This window comes from Ensifer sp. VA4, from assembly GCF_055710065.1.
Map to the genome: position 1 here is coordinate 195,695 of NZ_JBVQPO010000013.1, position 15,651 is coordinate 211,345.

The 15,651-nt window shown below is 64.1% G+C and carries 16 protein-coding genes; 8 read left to right on the forward strand and 8 right to left on the reverse strand.

Annotated features, from left to right (window positions below; all coding sequences use genetic code 11):
* Nucleotides 1–85 precede the first annotated feature (85 nt).
* The 3 genes from AC0C6X_RS23315 (at nt 86) to AC0C6X_RS23325 (ending at nt 4,051) form a co-directional block, all read left to right on the forward strand.
* Complete coding sequence (locus AC0C6X_RS23315) at nt 86–2,356, forward strand: mechanosensitive ion channel family protein (RefSeq protein WP_472955416.1); 2,271 nt, start codon at nt 86–88, stop codon at nt 2,354–2,356.
* 161 nt (nt 2,357–2,517) lie between these two features.
* Complete coding sequence (locus AC0C6X_RS23320) at nt 2,518–2,952, forward strand: hypothetical protein (protein WP_173516976.1); 435 nt, start codon at nt 2,518–2,520, stop codon at nt 2,950–2,952.
* 61 nt (nt 2,953–3,013) lie between these two features.
* The gene (locus AC0C6X_RS23325) at nt 3,014–4,051 is read left to right on the forward strand and encodes a hypothetical protein (protein ID WP_173516977.1); all 1,038 of its coding nucleotides are present in this window, start codon (nt 3,014–3,016) and stop codon (nt 4,049–4,051) included.
* A 388-nt stretch (nt 4,052–4,439) separates the two neighbouring features.
* Here AC0C6X_RS23325 and ftsZ read toward each other — a convergent pair whose 3' ends face one another.
* The 7 genes from ftsZ to AC0C6X_RS23360 form a co-directional block, all read right to left on the reverse strand.
* Entirely contained in the window at nt 4,440–5,474 is a 1,035-nt protein-coding gene (gene ftsZ / locus AC0C6X_RS23330; protein ID WP_173516978.1) for a cell division protein FtsZ, read from the reverse strand.
* Nucleotides 5,475–5,937: 463 nt separating this feature from the next.
* Nucleotides 5,938–6,546: a glutathione S-transferase family protein gene (locus AC0C6X_RS23335; RefSeq protein ID WP_173516979.1), complete on the reverse strand. Its 609-nt coding sequence runs from the start codon at nt 6,544–6,546 to the stop codon at nt 5,938–5,940.
* A 191-nt stretch (nt 6,547–6,737) separates the two neighbouring features.
* Nucleotides 6,738–6,926 (reverse strand): hypothetical protein, encoded by a 189-nt coding sequence (locus tag AC0C6X_RS23340; protein WP_173516980.1) that lies wholly within the window; start codon nt 6,924–6,926, stop codon nt 6,738–6,740.
* Between the two features lie 192 nt (nt 6,927–7,118).
* Complete coding sequence (locus AC0C6X_RS23345; protein WP_173516981.1) at nt 7,119–7,370, reverse strand: hypothetical protein; 252 nt, start codon at nt 7,368–7,370, stop codon at nt 7,119–7,121.
* A 103-nt stretch (nt 7,371–7,473) separates the two neighbouring features.
* Nucleotides 7,474–8,529 carry an ABC transporter ATP-binding protein gene (locus AC0C6X_RS23350; RefSeq protein WP_173516982.1) on the reverse strand — a complete coding sequence of 352 codons (1,056 nt, stop codon included), beginning with the start codon at nt 8,527–8,529 and terminating at the stop codon, nt 7,474–7,476.
* The gene (locus AC0C6X_RS23355) at nt 8,517–10,223 is read right to left on the reverse strand and encodes an ABC transporter permease (RefSeq protein WP_173518157.1); all 1,707 of its coding nucleotides are present in this window, start codon (nt 10,221–10,223) and stop codon (nt 8,517–8,519) included. Before AC0C6X_RS23355 ends, AC0C6X_RS23350 begins: the two co-directional genes overlap by 13 nt.
* A 78-nt stretch (nt 10,224–10,301) precedes the next feature.
* Nucleotides 10,302–11,282: an ABC transporter substrate-binding protein gene (locus AC0C6X_RS23360; RefSeq protein ID WP_173516983.1), complete on the reverse strand. Its 981-nt coding sequence runs from the start codon at nt 11,280–11,282 to the stop codon at nt 10,302–10,304.
* Between the two features lie 174 nt (nt 11,283–11,456).
* Between AC0C6X_RS23360 and AC0C6X_RS23365 the strand changes: the two genes are divergently transcribed.
* The 3 genes from AC0C6X_RS23365 (at nt 11,457) to AC0C6X_RS23375 (ending at nt 13,149) form a co-directional block, all read left to right on the forward strand.
* Entirely contained in the window at nt 11,457–11,720 is a 264-nt protein-coding gene (locus tag AC0C6X_RS23365) for a hypothetical protein (RefSeq protein WP_173516984.1), read from the forward strand.
* A gap of 104 nt (nt 11,721–11,824) precedes the next feature.
* The gene (locus AC0C6X_RS23370) at nt 11,825–12,292 is read left to right on the forward strand and encodes a carboxymuconolactone decarboxylase family protein (protein WP_173516985.1); all 468 of its coding nucleotides are present in this window, start codon (nt 11,825–11,827) and stop codon (nt 12,290–12,292) included.
* Nucleotides 12,292–13,149 carry a sigma-70 family RNA polymerase sigma factor gene (locus AC0C6X_RS23375; RefSeq protein WP_247960214.1) on the forward strand — a complete coding sequence of 286 codons (858 nt, stop codon included), beginning with the start codon at nt 12,292–12,294 and terminating at the stop codon, nt 13,147–13,149. The genes AC0C6X_RS23370 and AC0C6X_RS23375 overlap by 1 nt, the downstream gene beginning before the upstream one ends.
* A gap of 299 nt (nt 13,150–13,448) precedes the next feature.
* Here AC0C6X_RS23375 and AC0C6X_RS23380 read toward each other — a convergent pair whose 3' ends face one another.
* A complete protein-coding gene (locus AC0C6X_RS23380; RefSeq protein ID WP_472955425.1) occupies nt 13,449–13,871 on the reverse strand; it encodes a RidA family protein in 423 nt (140 codons plus the stop codon).
* A 169-nt stretch (nt 13,872–14,040) separates the two neighbouring features.
* On the opposite strand from AC0C6X_RS23380, the gene AC0C6X_RS23385 reads away from it, so the two are divergent.
* Entirely contained in the window at nt 14,041–14,631 is a 591-nt protein-coding gene (locus AC0C6X_RS23385) for a TetR/AcrR family transcriptional regulator (RefSeq protein WP_472955427.1), read from the forward strand.
* Between the two features lie 311 nt (nt 14,632–14,942).
* Nucleotides 14,943–15,593: a pyridoxamine 5'-phosphate oxidase family protein gene (locus tag AC0C6X_RS23390; RefSeq protein ID WP_173516989.1), complete on the forward strand. Its 651-nt coding sequence runs from the start codon at nt 14,943–14,945 to the stop codon at nt 15,591–15,593.
* The last annotated feature ends 58 nt before the right edge of the window (nt 15,594–15,651 follow it).

Here is a 15,651-nt window from a genome sequence, read left to right on the forward strand (position 1 = left end):
CAAAATACGATTGGAATTTTAGACCGTTGTGTAATGTGATGCCGATGTGCGCATGGCGCGTAAACGGTCTCGATGGGTGAAGTTCATGGCGCATAACCGCTTTTTCTGCCGTCACCTGCTCATTGGCCTGGCGCTGCTTCTGGCGGTCGCCCTGCCCGCTTTTGCCCAGACGGCGCCACCGCCGATCACCGTCATTCTCACGCCCGGCCAAAGCGCCGCCGAGATCGAGGAAACCCTGCGCGCCGCTGCAAAGGCCGGTGGGCCGGTCACGGTCGAATGGCGCAACGCGGCAAATGAGGCCGCAACGCCGGGCAGCGCCGCTGACAGCAGCCACAGCTCGAAACCGGCTGTCGCCGCGACGCCGGCAGCCGGCACGCCGGAGTGGGCCGCTCCAGACGCGGAGGATTCCTTCGACACCCTTTCCGCCCGGTTTCTCAATGGCTTGCAGATGGGCCTTGCGGGCATATCCGGCATCGCCGGCGTAATGGCTGACGTTGCGGCAGGCATTCGTTCCGAAGGCTGGTCGGTCGTCTCGGTTGCTTCTATCGCCGTGCTTGCGGTCGCCGCCGGGCTTGCCACCGCCTTCGCCGGCCGCTTTCTCATCCATCGGCTGTTCGGCGCCTCTTTCGAATGCGTCGACCTGCTGCATCGCGTGCGCGCCTCCTTGATCCGGCTCGGCTTCGATATCGCCTATCTCGTGATCTTCGCCACGGTCGCCCATACCCTTGCTCGCCTGTTCCTGACGCCGGGCACGGCCTCTGCCGAGCTTGCCCATGCCCTGATCACCATCGCCGTCGTCTCGGCCGTCTATGCCGTCGGCGCCCGCTTCCTCTTTGCGCCGACGCGACCCGAGATCCGCCTGCTCGACATCGCCCATCCACGCTTCCACGCCACCATGCTCGCCGCCTATGGCGCGCTCGGCGCTGTCGTCGGCGCCAGCCTGCGCTTTGCCCATCAGCGCGGGCTGGAGCTTGCCGCCACCGACGGCTGGCTGCTGATCGGCGTCACCATCCTGACGCTCATCAAGCTCTACTGGTTCATCGGCGGCGCGGGTGATATCCGCGCGCTCTTTGCCGGCGAGAACCCTGGCCCGGTGCGCCGCGCCATCGCCTTCGGCGTGCCGGAGTTTTATGCCCTGAGCGCGATCGTGCTCTGGCTGATGACCGTCATCGTCGCCGGCAGCCCGAACAGCGCGGCCTGGAGCTTTGCCGGCGGCACCACGCAGATCATCCTGCTTGCGCTGCCGATCCTTGCCTTCGGCATCCATTCGCTCGCCGGTGCCGCCGCCGAGCGCCGCCGCACGCCCGCCTCCTCCAGGCTGCATGCGGCGATCTCAGGCAGTATCCAGACGGCGCTCGCCGGCGCCACCTGGCTGATCGGCCTGCACATCATCGTCGCGCTCTGGCGCCCGGTGATGGTCCAGGACGACACGTCCGCCGCCGTCGGATGGATCGTCATTCTCGAGCGCATCAGCCTTGCGGTCGTGGCTGCCTGGGTGATCTGCAGCTTCCTCTGGCGGAGCTTCGAAGCCTTCGCTCCGTCAGCCCGCGTGGCGTTGCCCGGCGACAGCGAGGACGAGACGGTGATCCATCAGGCAAGCCGGCTCTCGACCATCCTGCCGCTGATCCGCAATCTGATCTTCGGTGGCATCTTCGCCGTCACCAGCCTCGTCATCCTCTCCGCACTCGGCATCAATATCGCGCCGCTGCTGGCCGGTTTCGGCGTGCTTGGTCTTGCCCTTTCCTTCGGCTCGCAGACGCTGGTGAAGGACGTCGTCTCCGGCATCTTCTTCATCGCCGATGACGCCTTCCGCGTCGGCGAATATGTCGATACCGGCAAGCTCAAGGGTACGGTCGAGCGCATCTCGCTGCGTTCGCTGCGGCTGCGCCACCAGAACGGCCAGATCCACACGGTTCCCTACGGCCAGCTCCAGGCGGTGACCAATTACAGCCGCGACTGGAGCACGGTGAAGTTCGAGCTGAAATTCGAGCGCGACGCCGATCTCGAAAAGATCCGCAAGACCATCAAGAAGGTCGGCCTCACCATGCTGGAGGATCCGGAGATCGGCGGCGAATTCCTCGTGCCCTTGAAGATGCAGGGCATTCAGGACGTCACCGAAAACTCACTCGTCGTGCGGCTGAAATTCACCGCGCGCCCCGGCAACCCCAGCATCCTCCAGCGCGAGTCAATGAAGCGACTGCTCCCGGCGTTGCGCGAAGCCGGCCTCGACCTCGCCTCCAACGCCGTCACCGTGCGCTCCGGTGCTGCAGGAGCGGCGGAAGCCGAGGCTGCGGCGGCAAATCTGGCGCTGGCGAAGAAGCCGGTGGCACCGGAAGCAGCAGACGCGGAAGGGTAACGATCAATCCGGCGCGACAAGTAAAAAGAGCGGCAGACGGCCAACACCCGCTACAGTTTTGACATCATTGTTGGATTACCTCAAGCGCACAGACGAGGCTCAGGCGCTGCAGCACCCTGCCGACGCTGCCATGTTGCCGCTGCCACCGAGGATGTTGCCTGATGCAATCCATGCGCCTCGCCCCGTCTGCTCTTGCCCCATCTGCTTTTGCCCTGTCTGCGCTTGCCCTTTCGCTTCTGCCCTTGGCCACCGTCCACGCCGAACCGCCCACCTACGCGCTGCACTATGCGCTGATGCTGGACGGTGAGGATCCCGTGGCAGGCGAGGTCGCCTGTGTCGTCGGGGAACCGTGCGAGTTCACGCCGTCCCCCGAAAGCAAGATGACCTTCAAGCTGAGCAGGCGGAGAAACGAAATTGAGATCACCTGCCCCGAGCGTGACTGCTCGCTTGGCTATGGCGAACGCCGAACATATTGCGGCCCCTGCGAGGAAGTCGACATCTTCGAGGGTCGCGACTATGGCGGCGTCGCAATCGAGTTGGTGCTGCGCAGCTACCCGCGGCTCGGCACGCTGCTGTTGCGCTACCAGACACAGTAACGACCTGCAGAACGATCGCCTGACGCTTCTCATCGCGGCCGGGCTCCTCACCACGACAGGCGTGCTTGCGAAGCTGCCGGGCATCGCGGTTGTCGTGCCGATGACCTACGCGACCTTCGCCATCCTGCAGCGGCGCGGCAGGCTCGGCCTTGGCCGCCTCCTGGCAAGCCTGCCGGTCGCCCTTGCCGCCGGGGCGCTCATCCTCGGCTATTACTGGTGGGCGCACTATCTCGGCACCAACTATCCGCCTTACCATGTCGCCGGCAGCGGCTACCTCTGGCGCGACGGGCTTTCGAGGTTCCTCGACGAAGCCTTCTACATCCCCGCCACCTGGAAGATCGCCAGCAACTGGCTCTTCACCCTGCCGGTGGTGGTGCTGACAGGTATCGCGCTCTTGACCGCACCGCCGGCGGCAAGCGATGCGGAGACGAAGGCGGGGCCCCGTCGTGCACCCTGGTTCTTCCATGTCTGGCTCCTGGGTGCGGCCATCGTCTATGTGCTTGCCGCTCGCGAGATCAAGACCAACCCCTGGAACTTCCATATCTTCAACGTGGCCGTCGCGGCCCTTGCCGGCAGCGGGCTGGTCCTGCTGGTCAGCATTGGCCGCGAACGCGGGTTCCTCACGCGTGCGCTGCGGCTTACGGCGATCGCCGCCGTCGTCGTCTTCGGCGGCAGCATCCCCGGCCTCACGCTGATGAAGACGCCCTATGCCGACCACGGCGAAGAGCTCGGCATGAAGCTCAGCGAACTCAGCCACCCCGGCGAGCTCGTCATCACCGCAACGCCGACGATCGGCGATCCCGTCGCGATCTATTACAGCCGCCACCGCGGCTGGGTCTTCCCGCCCGGCGGCGGCGAGACCGAATGGTCGATGCTGCTGGAGGACGACGCGGCGATCGCGGCGCTGGAGGACCTGCGCGCCCGCAACGCCACCTGGTTCGGCATCACCAAAAACGCCCGCGACATGCAGCGGCGCAAGTTCCTGGAATACAACAGGGGCCTGATCGCCCATCTCGACCGGACGGCCGAGCGCGTCGTCGACGACGACACGCTGCTGATCTACCGGCTGACGCCGCGGGTGAATGCAGCGTCGAATTGAGGGACCCGACTGCGGAGCGGCCGCCGCCCGCATTGGTGCACGGCGCGGCATATCGCATCTGCCATGATGGGTAGCTCCCGGTTAACGCGGCCCCTCACCCTGACCCTCTCCCCGCCTGCGGGGAGAGGGAATGGCGCGCGCAGCTCCCACCTCTCCTTTCCACGGCCTCTTGCAAACGGTAACAAGACGCCGAGCGTGCTCCCTCAAAGTATCCTGCGGCTGCAAGCGAGCAAAGGAACCGGTGAGCGTGCCACAGTGTACCTTCTCCCCGTGACGACGGGGAGAAGGTGGCCGGCAGGCCGGATGAGGGGCCCAACAAAAACGCCATGCACCCGGATGAGCGCATGGCGTCCTGTTCTGGAAGCAACGCCCCTCGAGGCGATGAACCTTACTGCAGCGTCCGGATCGGGGCCGGTGCGGGCTGGCCGGCGGCTGCACCCGCGGCGTTGTTGGCCGAACGGGCGGAGTCGAGGCCGGTCGCGACGACGGAGACGCGGAAGGTGCCGTCGAGCGTGCGGTCGAAGATCGAGCCGACGACGATGTCGGCCTCGTCATAGACCTCTTCGCGGATGCGGGTCGCAGCCTCGTCCACCTCGAACAGCGTCATGTCCATGCCGCCGGAGATCGAGATCAAGACACCCTTGGCGCCGCGCATCGACACTTCGTCGAGCAGCGGATTGGCGATCGCCGCTTCCGCCGCCTTCAGCGCCCGGCCCTCGCCGGTTGCCTCGCCGGTGCCCATCATCGCCCGGCCCATGCCCTTCATCACCGATTTCACGTCGGCGAAGTCGAGGTTGATCAGGCCTTCCTTGACGATCAGGTCGGTGATGCAGCCGACGCCGGAATAGAGCACCCGGTCGGCGATCACGAAGGCATCGGCAAAGGTGGTCTTGGCGTCGGCAATGCGGAAGAGGTTCTGGTTGGGAATGACGATCACGGTGTCGGCCGCCTCACGCAGCCGCTCGATGCCCTGCTCGGCCGTTTCCATGCGGCGCTTGCCCTCGAAGCTGAAGGGCTTGGTGACGACGCCGACGGTGAGGATGCCGGCCTTGCGCGCCGCTGCCGCGATCACCGGGGCCGCACCCGTGCCCGTGCCGCCGCCCATGCCGGCGGTGACGAAGCACATATGCGTGCCGCCGAGGTGATCCATGATCTCGTCGATCGATTCTTCCGCCGCCGCCCGGCCGACATCCGGCAGCGAACCGGCGCCGAGGCCCTCGGTGACGGCGGCACCGAGCTGGATGATGCGCGACGACTTCGACATGGCGAGCGCCTGCGCGTCCGTGTTGGCCACCACGAAATCGACGCCCTGAAGCCCTTCGTTGATCATGTTGTTGATGGCGTTGCCGCCACCGCCGCCGACCCCGATGACGGTGATCTTCGGGCGCATTTCGGTGATCGTGGGCTTCTTGAAATCGTTCATGGCTTGTCTCCTAGAGCCGACGCCCTGCAGGCGCCGACGGCGGGCGAATCGGGCAGCTATTATTTTAGGAATTGAAAAAAGCCATGGAGAAGGCAAGAAAAAAGGTCGGAACACCTATCCACATAAGTATTTTAGCGGGGCCGCAAAGGCGGTAAATCAGGCTCCGGACTTCGGCGGCAGAGTGAATAAATCCGCCGAGCAATCAAAGCTTTAGTCTCCGCGTCTGCCCCTCACCCTAACCCTCTCCCCGCAGGCGGGGAGAGGGGACGAGGACGACGGCTGTCTCGCGACCTGCGGTCTTTTGTCAAAGGCGCAGCGACTGCGAACGGTCGACGTGGAACGAGCGGGTGCCGCGAATCTCCTTCTCCCCGCCTGCGGGGAGAAGGTGGCCGGCAGGCCGGATGAGGGGCGGATCTCGACATGGCAAACATCGAAAAGCGCCGCCTCACCCGCAAGCCGCGATCTACGCCTCAAAACTCGGTCGCGAGCGCACCCGCTCCAGCCAGCGCTGGACATTCTTCGCCGAGGCCGGGATCTCCATGCCGAAGACATCGCAGAGCCAGGCGGTGACGCCGGCGGTGATGTCGGCGATCGAGAAGTCGTCGCCGGCGAGATACGGCCGTCCGTCCGAAAGCTCGTCGTCGAGCCAGCCCCATTTCTTCGGCACCGCCAGCCGCTCGGTCTCGGCAAAGGCCGGAAACTGCGTCAGCCGCTCGGCAAAGAAGGCATCCGAATGCAGCGCCACATTGCCGACGGTGCCGAGGATCACCAGCTCGGCGCGCCGGTTCCACATCTCCACCTTGGCGCGGCTGACGGCATCATGGCCGAAGAGCTGCGGCTCGCGCTTCGTCTCCTCGAGATAGCGGCAGATCGCAACGCTCTCGGTGATGATCGTGCCGTCGTCGAGCTCCAGCACCGGGATCTGCCCGAGCGAATTGACCGCCAGGAACTCCGGCGCCCGGTGCTCACCCTTGGCGAAGTCGACATTCACCATCGGCAGCGAGATCCCCTTCTCCGCCATGAAGATGCGCACGCGATACGAATTCGGTCCTATGCCTTGATAGAGCTTCATCTGATCCTCCTGTCGATGAGGCCACCCGCCTCGTTTCTCCTCAACCGCACTTCAAGCGGAATACTGATTGTTTATAGCAACCGGTTTCATTTAACTCAATGGTTTATTTCGCTACAGCCGAAATCTTGATTGTGGTCGAGTTTCCCATTGCTGCGGGCAAAGTAGAAGCGAAACGCTTCAAGAGTTCGGGATCAGTCGCCGGCCGGCAAGAGGTGGGCGTCCACCCAATCGGCAAGCTCCGCCTCCCCCATCTGACCATCGGCGACGGCCCAAATGACGTCGCGCATGTCCTTCTGGCTGGCATCGAGCCTGTAGCCAAGAATAAGCAGCTGCATCGCGAGCGCGAAGAGGGCCGCGCGCTTGTTGCCGTCGAAAGCCATGCGCCTTGGCAATGCCAACGCACACCGCAGCCGCCAGCCTCCCGGCCGTGACCCCGTCCTCATAGTGTGCAATGTTGACCGGACGAGCGATGGCGCCCCGAATTGCCCCCTCATCTCGGATGCCGGACACGCCGCCGTGCCGCTTGATGGTCAGGTCATGCGCCTGCACCAAGGCATCAAAGGATATTGGCCTCATTCGGCGAGTTCGGCGAGCGTCCAATCAAAGCGGGCGAACACGTCTTCGGCCGCTTTCAGCGAGATGTCGTAGGTTTCATCATCGCTCGTTGCCACACGCGGTTGTTCCTGTTTGACGACGACCGTTTGTGGCCGCAAGTTCGAGGCGGGCCGCGAAGATCCGACTACGGATTGAGAAATAACTTCGCTATTGTACTTTAGTCGTTCGTGAAAAATGCCGTCCTTGTCGCGGTAAAGCTCACGCTTCATCGCGGCATCAGCAACTCTTCCCGTTGTCTTCCTGACATTCTTGACCATAGCTACGATATAGCATTTGGAAGTGGCGTTTCCAAGGAGGCGCAACCATCGCCCTCTATAACCGCCAGCCCCGGCTCAGCACGAAGCGCGCCGTCTCCCCCGGCTTCATCGCCACGTCGCCATAAGCTTTCAGCACCTGCCCGTCGGGCAGCGCCAGCGTCAGCGCAAAGCGCTCGCCCTCGAACACACAGGAGATGACCCGAAACGCCATCCCCTCGCCGTCGCGGCGCACATGTTCCGGCCGCACGAGCACGTCGCGAACTGGCACGTCGCGAAGCGCCCCATTGCCCCCACCCGCCTCGCCGATGCCGCCGAGGGCGGCCCGCAGCATCGACCACTCCAGCGCTCTCGGCGCCCCCTCCGGCACGGCCAGCTTGAGGACCGAGCCGCGGCCGATCAGGCGGCCGACGACGGCGCCTTCGGGCCTTGCGTAGATTTCGGCGGGTGGCGCCATCTGCATCAGCCGCCCCTCGTGCATGACCGCGACGTCGGTCGCGAGCGCCATCGCCTCCGCCTGGTCGTGCGTCACATAGATCATCGTCGCGCCGGAGCGCTCGTGGAAGATGCGGAAGGTTTCCTCCATCGACTTGCGCAGATGCTGGTCGAGATTGGCGAGCGGCTCGTCGAGCAGCACCACGTCCGGCGAGGTCACCAGGCAGCGGGCGAGCGCCACGCGCTGCCGTTGCCCGCCGGAAAGGGCTGCCGGCCGGCGTTCGGCATAATCGGTGAGTTTCACCAGTGCCAGCGCCTCGCGGACGCGCTTTCGCCAAGTCTCGCCGGAAATACCGCGCACCTTCAGGGGATAGCCGACATTCTCCGCCACCGTCATATGCGGCCAGAGCGCATAGGACTGGAACACCATCGCCATGTTGCGCCGCTCCGGCGGAAGCGACCGCGACGCGTCGGAGAGCCGCCTTTCGCCGAAATCGATCGAGCCGTCGCTTGGGCGCTCGAAGCCGGCGATCATCCTGAGCACCGTCGTCTTGCCGCAGCCGGATGGCCCGAGCAGCGCCAGGAAGCCGCCTTCCCGCACCGTCAGCGACACATCGGAAACCGCCGGCCGGCCGCCGCCGAAATGCTTGGTGAGGTGGTTGAGGATCAGTTGCGCCACGGCAGCACGCCCTCCGGAAGATATTTCGCGAGCGCCTCGAGCGCGGCCATCAGGAGAACGACCATCACCACGACGAGCACCGAGAGCGCTGCGGCAAGGTCCGACGAGCCGCTGTCGTCGAGATTGAAGATGGCGACACCGAGCGTCTGCGTCCCGGCCGACCAGAGCAGCGCCGAGACCGTCAGTTCGTTGGCGGCAATCAGGAAGACGAGGATGATCGCAGCCCCCGCCGCCGGCGCCACCAGGGGCAGGATCACGTCGCCCATGCGCCTGAGGAACCCGGCGCCCGAGAGCCGTGCGGCCTCTTCGAGCGAAGGGTCCATCTGCAGGAAGGCGCTCATCACGGGCTTGAGGCTGACGGCCAGGAACGAGGAGAAATAGGCGACCAGGATGATCCAGATCGTGCCGTAGAGCGAGACGTCGAGGAGAGGCAGCGGCGCGGCAAAAGTGAGGATGAAGGCGACGGCCAGCACGATACCCGGCAGCGCATAGGGGATTTCGATCAGGATGCCGAGCGCATCGGCAAGCCACCCCTTGCGCCGGGTCATCAGATAGGCCGCAGGCACCGAAACGGCGAGCAGGCCGAACGCCGAAGCGGTGGCGAGGAACATCGAATTGGCGAATGCTTTCAGCGTCATCGACTGGCGGAAGAGGATTTCTTCGTAAGCCCTGAGCGAGACCGTCTGAAGATTGAGCGGCACGCCATAGGCCGGCACCAGCGAGCTCGCGACAAGCGCCGCGAGCGGCGCCACCAGCACGAAGAACAGGATCGCCACCAGCGCCAGCTCGACGATCGAGCGGAAGCGGCCGAGCGAGAAGGCGGCATTCGCGCCCGAGAGGCCGATGATGCGATAGTCCCGGCCGGAAAGCGCCCGCTGCTGCAGGATCAGCCCGGCCGCGGCAATCACGGCGATCAGGCTGGATAAAACCGCGATCTCGCCGAAAGTGCCGGCGCCGAAGCTCGCAAGCCGCGTATAGATCAGGGTCGGCAGCACCTCGATCCCGGCGGGAATGCCGAGGATCGCGGGTATGCCGAAATTGCCGACGCCGGAAACGAAGGCGATCGCAGCACCAGCAATCAACCCCGGCAGCGAGAGCGGCGCAACGATGTCACGGAAGACGCGAAACGGCGTGGCGCCCGCAAGCCGCGCCGCCTCCACCCCGTCACGCGGGGAAGCAGAGAGCCCGGCTTTGAGCGCCAGGAAAACGAGCGGCGCATGCTGGACGCCGAGCAGCAACGAAATACCTGACAGCGAATAGAGCGGCTGCGGGCTGCCGAGCGGCGGCGCGAGCCCGAGCGTCTTTAAGAGCGGGCTTGCCGGCCCGGTCATCTCCACCCAGGCAAGTGCCGTCACCTGCGGCGGGATCATCATCGGCAGCATGAAGGCGAAGCTCAAGGCCAGCTTGCCGCGCACATCCGTCAGCGCCACCGAGAAGGCAAAGAGCGCGCCGATGACGACGGAGACGACCATGCCGCCGGTCGCCGTTATCAGCGTATTGCGGATCGCCGCGAAGGTTGCAGGCTCGGTGAGCACGCCGATCGACCGACCCGAGACGAGCCCCGCAAAGCCGGCCTTCGCCAGGCTGATCAGCGGCAGCAGGCAGAGCAGAAACAGGCAGGCGATAACGAAGGGCGCCAGCCAGCGCGGCTCGTCGGCGGGGCTGACGCCTGCCCTCGCCCGCACCTGCGGCATGCGTGTCGCCCGGCCTTGAAAGGGAAAGCGCAGCCAGCGGGACCGGCTGCGCAGGTTTTTGCGTTCGAGCATTCCCGATCAGTTCGTGCCGAAGATGCCGGAGAAGGTTTTGAGGTCCGCGTCGGAATTCTTCACCGCTTCAGCGGCGTTCACCGGCAGCACCTTGATCGTCTCGCGCGCCGGATAGCCTTCCGGCAGCGCCACGCCGTTGCGGGCCGGAATATAGCCCATCTTCGCCGCCGTCTTCTGGCCCTCCTCGGACAGCAGGAAGTCGACGAACTTCTTCGCGGCGTCGGCATTCTTGGCGGTCTTCAGGATGCCGACCGGCTCGGTCACGGCCGAAACGCCCTCGGCCGGGAAGACGAATTCCACCGGCGCGCCCTTGGCTTTCTCGCGGATCGCCATGAAGTCGACGAGCATGCCATAGGCCTTCTCGCCGGTCGCCACCGCCTTCAGCACGCCGCCATTGCCGCCGGCGGCCGTCGCGCCGTTTGCCGCAAGCGCCTTGTAGTAATCCCAACCGAGGCCGTCGATGCCGGTCAGCGTCTGCGCATGGATCAGCGCCGCACCCGAGGTCAGCGGGCTCGGCATGCTGACGAGGCCCTTGGCTTCCGGCTTTGCGAGATCCTGCCAGCCCGCGGGCTTCATCGCGGCGGACGTATTGTAGACGATGCCGGTGGTGATCATCTTGGTGGAGTAGTAGGCGCCGTCGGCATCATAGAGCGAGGCGTCGTAGCTCGCCGCTTCCGGCGACTTGTAGTTTTCCAGATGCCCGGCTTCCTTCAGCCGCTGCATCGTCACCGTGTCGGCGATCAAGAGCACGTCGGCAACCGGATTGCCGGCCTCGATCTCGGCCATCAGCTTGGCCATGATCTTCGTCGTCCCCTCGCGCACCCATTCCACCTCGATGCCCGGATTGGCCGCCTGGAATGCGTCGACGGTCGCCTGCGCATCCTCGTTCGGCTGGCTGGTATAGAGCACCAGGTTTTCGGCGTAAGCGGCGGTCGAAAGCAAACCTGCGGCAAGCGCGCCGGCAAGGACGGAAACGAGCGATTTCATGAATATACCCTCGTGTTGAAACTGGCGCCGAGGGATAGAGCCGCCTTTTTACAGGGGTGTGACAGGCCGAACCGCATGCGGCCCGTCTTGCTCCCTCACCGGGAAAACGCAAGCTACCTTGACAAAACTTGCAGGCCGAGAAAGCTTGCACGGCATGCGTGTGGAGGGACTGCCGTGGACACTTTTCTGAAAATTGCCGGAGCAGTGGTCGTCGTCGTATCGCTGGCCTTCGCGCTGCAGGCAACCGTGCCGTATTTCGGCTGGATGGGCGTTCTCCTTGCCCTGCAGTCGGCATCGCCTGGCATCGGCGCAGGCATCGCGCTTGCGGCCTTCGGCTCGTTGCTCGGACAGCTCAAGAAAATTCGCCTCGCCACCGAGCGCCAGGCCGATCTGTTTCAGTCCATCTTGGAACACCGCAGCCAGCCTTCCGCCGAATAGGCGCGAGCCCGTCGCAAAGGTTTCCGTAAAAAATTTCGCGCCGATGTCACACCGGCCATAGCTCGCTCGTCATGGTATCGGAACCAACGAAAGGAAACGGAACCATGACTGCCAAGATCGACCTTTTCGCCGCTGCCCCCGCACTGATGAAGAACTGGATGGGCACATCCGTCGCCGTTGCCGCGAGCCTCGACCAGACCATCATCGAGCTCGTGAAGATCCGCGCCTCGCAGATCAACGGCTGCGCCAACTGCATCAACATGCACACGCAGGAAGCCCGCGAGAAGGGCGAAACCGAGCAGCGCCTCTATCTGCTTTCGGCCTGGCGCGAGGCCCCCTGCTATTCCGATCGCGAACGCGCCGCGCTAGGCTGGACCGAGGCGCTGACCAGGCTTTCGGAAGGCCACGCCCACGAAAAGGCCTACGAAGCGCTGAAGCAACATTTCACCGAGGAGGAACAGGTGAAGCTCACGCTGATGATCAACGTCATCAATGGCTGGAACCGTCTTGCGGTCGGCTTCGGCCTCTGGGTCGAGCCGGCGGAAGCCAAGGCCGCGCAGGCCGCCGCCTGATGGCGACGAGTTCCAACGAGGACGCAGCGGCGGCTTTCGACCCGCTGCGTCCGAAGCTGATCCGCGTCGCCTACCGCATGCTCGGCTCGGTCGCCGATGCGGAGGACATGGTGCAGGAGGCCTTCATCCGCTGGATGGGGGCCGACCGCACGGCGGTGCGCGAACCCGAAGCCTTCCTGCGCCGCACGGTGACCAGGCTCTGCCTCGATCAGTTGAAATCCGCCCGCCTGAAGCGCGAGACCTATGTCGGCCCCTGGCTTCCCGATCCCGTCGTCGAGGAGGAGCCGGAGGACGATGTCACCCTGCCCCTGATGCTGGCGCTCGAGCGGCTTTCGCCGTTGGAGCGCGCCGCCTTCCTGCTGCACGACGTCTTCGGCCTGAGCTTCGACGAAGTGGCCACCACGATCGAGCGCGACGCGGCCGCCTGCCGCCAGCTTGCGGCCCGGGCCCGCACCCATGTGCGCGAGGAACGGCCGCGCTTCCGGATCGAGCAGCAGCGCGGCCTCGAAATCGCCAATGCCTTCTTCGCGGCATCCCGCAGCGGCGACATGAAGACCCTCGGCGCCATGCTGGCGGCCGATGTCAGCATCCATTCCGATGGCGGCGGCAAGCGCCCGGCGGCGATGCGGCCGATCCTCGGCTTCGACGCGGTGATGAAGGTGCACGAACAACTCGCCGCCCTCTTCGCCAAGCATGGCTCGACTCTGGTGCGCGCCGGCTTCATCAACGGCCTGCCCGGCTTCGTCACAAGGGAGGCGGACGGCGAGCTGCAGTCGACCGCGCTGGAGATCGCGAACGGCAAGGTGGTGGCGATCTACGTGGTGCGCAACCCGGACAAGCTTGCGCATCTGCATTAGGTTCGGGATTGGCCGGCGCATTGAGCCGCCGACAGACTGGCGAGCATTGTTTGTAGGCCCGCAAGGGAAGCTGGTGCGTCAGCCAAGATCTCCATCATTCCTGTGCTTGTCACACGAATCCCTAGCAGTTCCGATGGAACTGCGGACCAGCCCAAGTCTTTGGGCTGAAAGGTTCTTTTGACCCGACGGACGTCGGGTCGCTCACATCCCCGCCACAGGGACGAGGATGAGGGAGATTGGGATTCCCGCTCGCCAGAAGGCATGTTCGGCTCAGCAGGCTGCCAGCGATCCCGCGCGAACTAGGCCGCCCGCTCGCGCTCAATTCCCGCGCTCGCCGGAATCCGCGCGATCACCTTGATCTCGAAATCGAAGCCGGCGAGCCAGTTGACGCCGATGGCGGTCCAGTTGGGATAGGGTTTTTCGGGGAAGACCCGGTTCTTGACCGACATGATCGTCTCGAACTGGTTTTCCGGGTCGGTGTGGAAGGTCGTGACGTCGACAATGTCGTCGAAACTGCAGCCGGCCGCCTGCAGCGTTGCCCCGAGATTGTCGAAGGCGCGCTCGACCTGGCGGGCGAAATCCGGCTCGGGCGTGCCGTCCTCGCGGCTGCCGACCTGGCCGGAAACGAACAGCAGGTCCTCGGAGCGGATGGCGGCGGAATAGCCGTGCGCCTCGTAGAGCGCGTGGCGGTTTGCGGGAAAGATCGCGTCGCGTGAAGTCATCGGTCTGGTCCTTTTCTTGAAATCCAGGGCGCAGAAACGGGCGAGCGCGCCCGATCAGGCAGAACTTCACAAAACCCGCTCCATTTGATATACGCCGCGTATATGAATTAACCAAATACGACGCGTATGTCAAATTCATATACGCATCGTATATGAATTTGAGGACCGCATGGCCAGACGCCGCCAGGAGACGATGGAAGAAAACCGCGCCAAGCTGATCGCGGCGGGCCGCAAGGCCTTCGCGGAAAAGGGCTATGCCGCGGCCTCGATGGATGAACTCACCGCCGATGTCGGCCTGACGCGCGGCGCGCTCTACCACAATTTCGGCGACAAGCGCGGGCTGCTCGCCGCCGTGGTCAACCAGATCGACAGCGAAATGGCCGCGCGCGCCAAGGAGATCGGCAGCAGCAAGGAAGACGGCTGGCAGGCGATGCTCGCCGAAGGCACCGCCTATATCGAGATGGCGCTCGATCCGGAGGTCCAGCGGATCGTGCTGCTCGATGGACCGGCGGTGCTCGGCGACCCCTCGAAATGGCCGAGCCAGAACAGCTGCCTGCTCGCGACGCGGCAGACCGTCGAGCGCCTGCTCGAAAAGGGCATCCTGAAACCCGTCGACCCGGAAGCCGCGGCAAGGCTCTTGAGCGGCGCCGCTCTCAACGCCGCTCTCTGGGTGGCTGCCAGCGACGATCCGAAGGCGGTGCTGCCGAAGGCGATCGACGCCTTCCGGTCGATGGTTTCCGGCTTTCTGGCCGAACGCTGAAGCGTCCGCGCGTCTCGCACAGGATGCGCTCGACCCAGCGCCCCCACGACCTCCCTTCATCGAGAAAGCCGTAACAGGCTTTCGGCGTTGCGCCGGAATGACGCTTGCACAAATGCGGTCCATATCGGCTCTGCAACTTCAGTAATCGGTCAAACTTGGCCTTCTTGACCGCATCGAGATTTGACGATACTGCTGCTCGTGAGGTACGTACCTCATTAATGAAGCGCGCATCGGAAACGTTGAGAAACTGGGGCGCTGGCTAGGGAATCCCGAGGAACTGACTGATCAAGCCAATTTCGAAAGGCAGGACAATGAAGGGGCTCAAGCTCAATGAAGAATTCACGATAACGGATGAACAATCTCTCAGAAGTCTTTTTGATGCGACACATGGTCTGGCAATACTGAAATGTCAGGACACTCTCGGGGAACACGCGCAAGAGTTTATTAGGCGCTCGCCCTTCTTGTGCATCGGCACACAAAATCTGGATGGAAAAGCAGACGTCAGTCCCCGCGGCGACCCTGTCGGTTTTGTCAAAATCCTGGATGAGCATACGCTGGCGATACCCGACCGTCCGGGCAACAACCGCCTCGACAGCCTGGTCAATATCATCGCCAATCCGAGCGTCGGGCTGCTGTTCATCATCCCGGGGTTTGACGATACGTTACGCGTGAATGGGCAGGCCACTCTGGTAAATGACCCCGAACTTCTGAAGACCATGGTTGTCAACGATCGCGCGCCTAAACTCGCGATCGTGGTTAGGGTGAGTGAGGTTTTCATGCACTGCGCCAAGGCCTTCCGGCGCTCTCATTTGTGGAGCCCGGATCATTTCCAAGATCGGGCCGAGATGCCGTCGCTCGTAAAAATCATTCTGGACGAAACAACTGGCGCACCCACGGATAAGGAAGAGATGCGCAAAATGGACGACGATCTGGAAGAGGATTATCGCAGAACGCTTTACTAGAGCGTCCTGCTTTCAAGTGGAATCACTTGAAGGCGGAAAGATGCTCTAGAATCAATGT

Coding starts and splice junctions, on each gene's coding strand:
- AC0C6X_RS23335 (WP_173516979.1), bottom strand. CDS start 6,546: ATGAAGCTCTATCAAGGCATAGGACCGAATTCGTATCGCGTGCGCATC.
- AC0C6X_RS23385 (WP_472955427.1), top strand. CDS start 14,041: ATGGCCAGACGCCGCCAGGAGACGATGGAAGAAAACCGCGCCAAGCTG.
- AC0C6X_RS23360 (WP_173516983.1), bottom strand. CDS start 11,282: ATGAAATCGCTCGTTTCCGTCCTTGCCGGCGCGCTTGCCGCAGGTTTG.
- AC0C6X_RS23340 (WP_173516980.1), bottom strand. CDS start 6,926: ATGGCTTTCGACGGCAACAAGCGCGCGGCCCTCTTCGCGCTCGCGATG.
- AC0C6X_RS23315 (WP_472955416.1), top strand. CDS start 86: ATGGCGCATAACCGCTTTTTCTGCCGTCACCTGCTCATTGGCCTGGCG.
- AC0C6X_RS23320 (WP_173516976.1), top strand. CDS start 2,518: ATGCAATCCATGCGCCTCGCCCCGTCTGCTCTTGCCCCATCTGCTTTT.
- AC0C6X_RS23375 (WP_247960214.1), top strand. CDS start 12,292: ATGGCGACGAGTTCCAACGAGGACGCAGCGGCGGCTTTCGACCCGCTG.
- AC0C6X_RS23355 (WP_173518157.1), bottom strand. CDS start 10,223: ATGCCGCAGGTGCGGGCGAGGGCAGGCGTCAGCCCCGCCGACGAGCCG.
- AC0C6X_RS23370 (WP_173516985.1), top strand. CDS start 11,825: ATGACTGCCAAGATCGACCTTTTCGCCGCTGCCCCCGCACTGATGAAG.
- ftsZ (WP_173516978.1), bottom strand. CDS start 5,474: ATGAACGATTTCAAGAAGCCCACGATCACCGAAATGCGCCCGAAGATC.
- AC0C6X_RS23345 (WP_173516981.1), bottom strand. CDS start 7,370: ATGAAGCGTGAGCTTTACCGCGACAAGGACGGCATTTTTCACGAACGA.
- AC0C6X_RS23390 (WP_173516989.1), top strand. CDS start 14,943: ATGAAGGGGCTCAAGCTCAATGAAGAATTCACGATAACGGATGAACAA.
- AC0C6X_RS23380 (WP_472955425.1), bottom strand. CDS start 13,871: ATGACTTCACGCGACGCGATCTTTCCCGCAAACCGCCACGCGCTCTAC.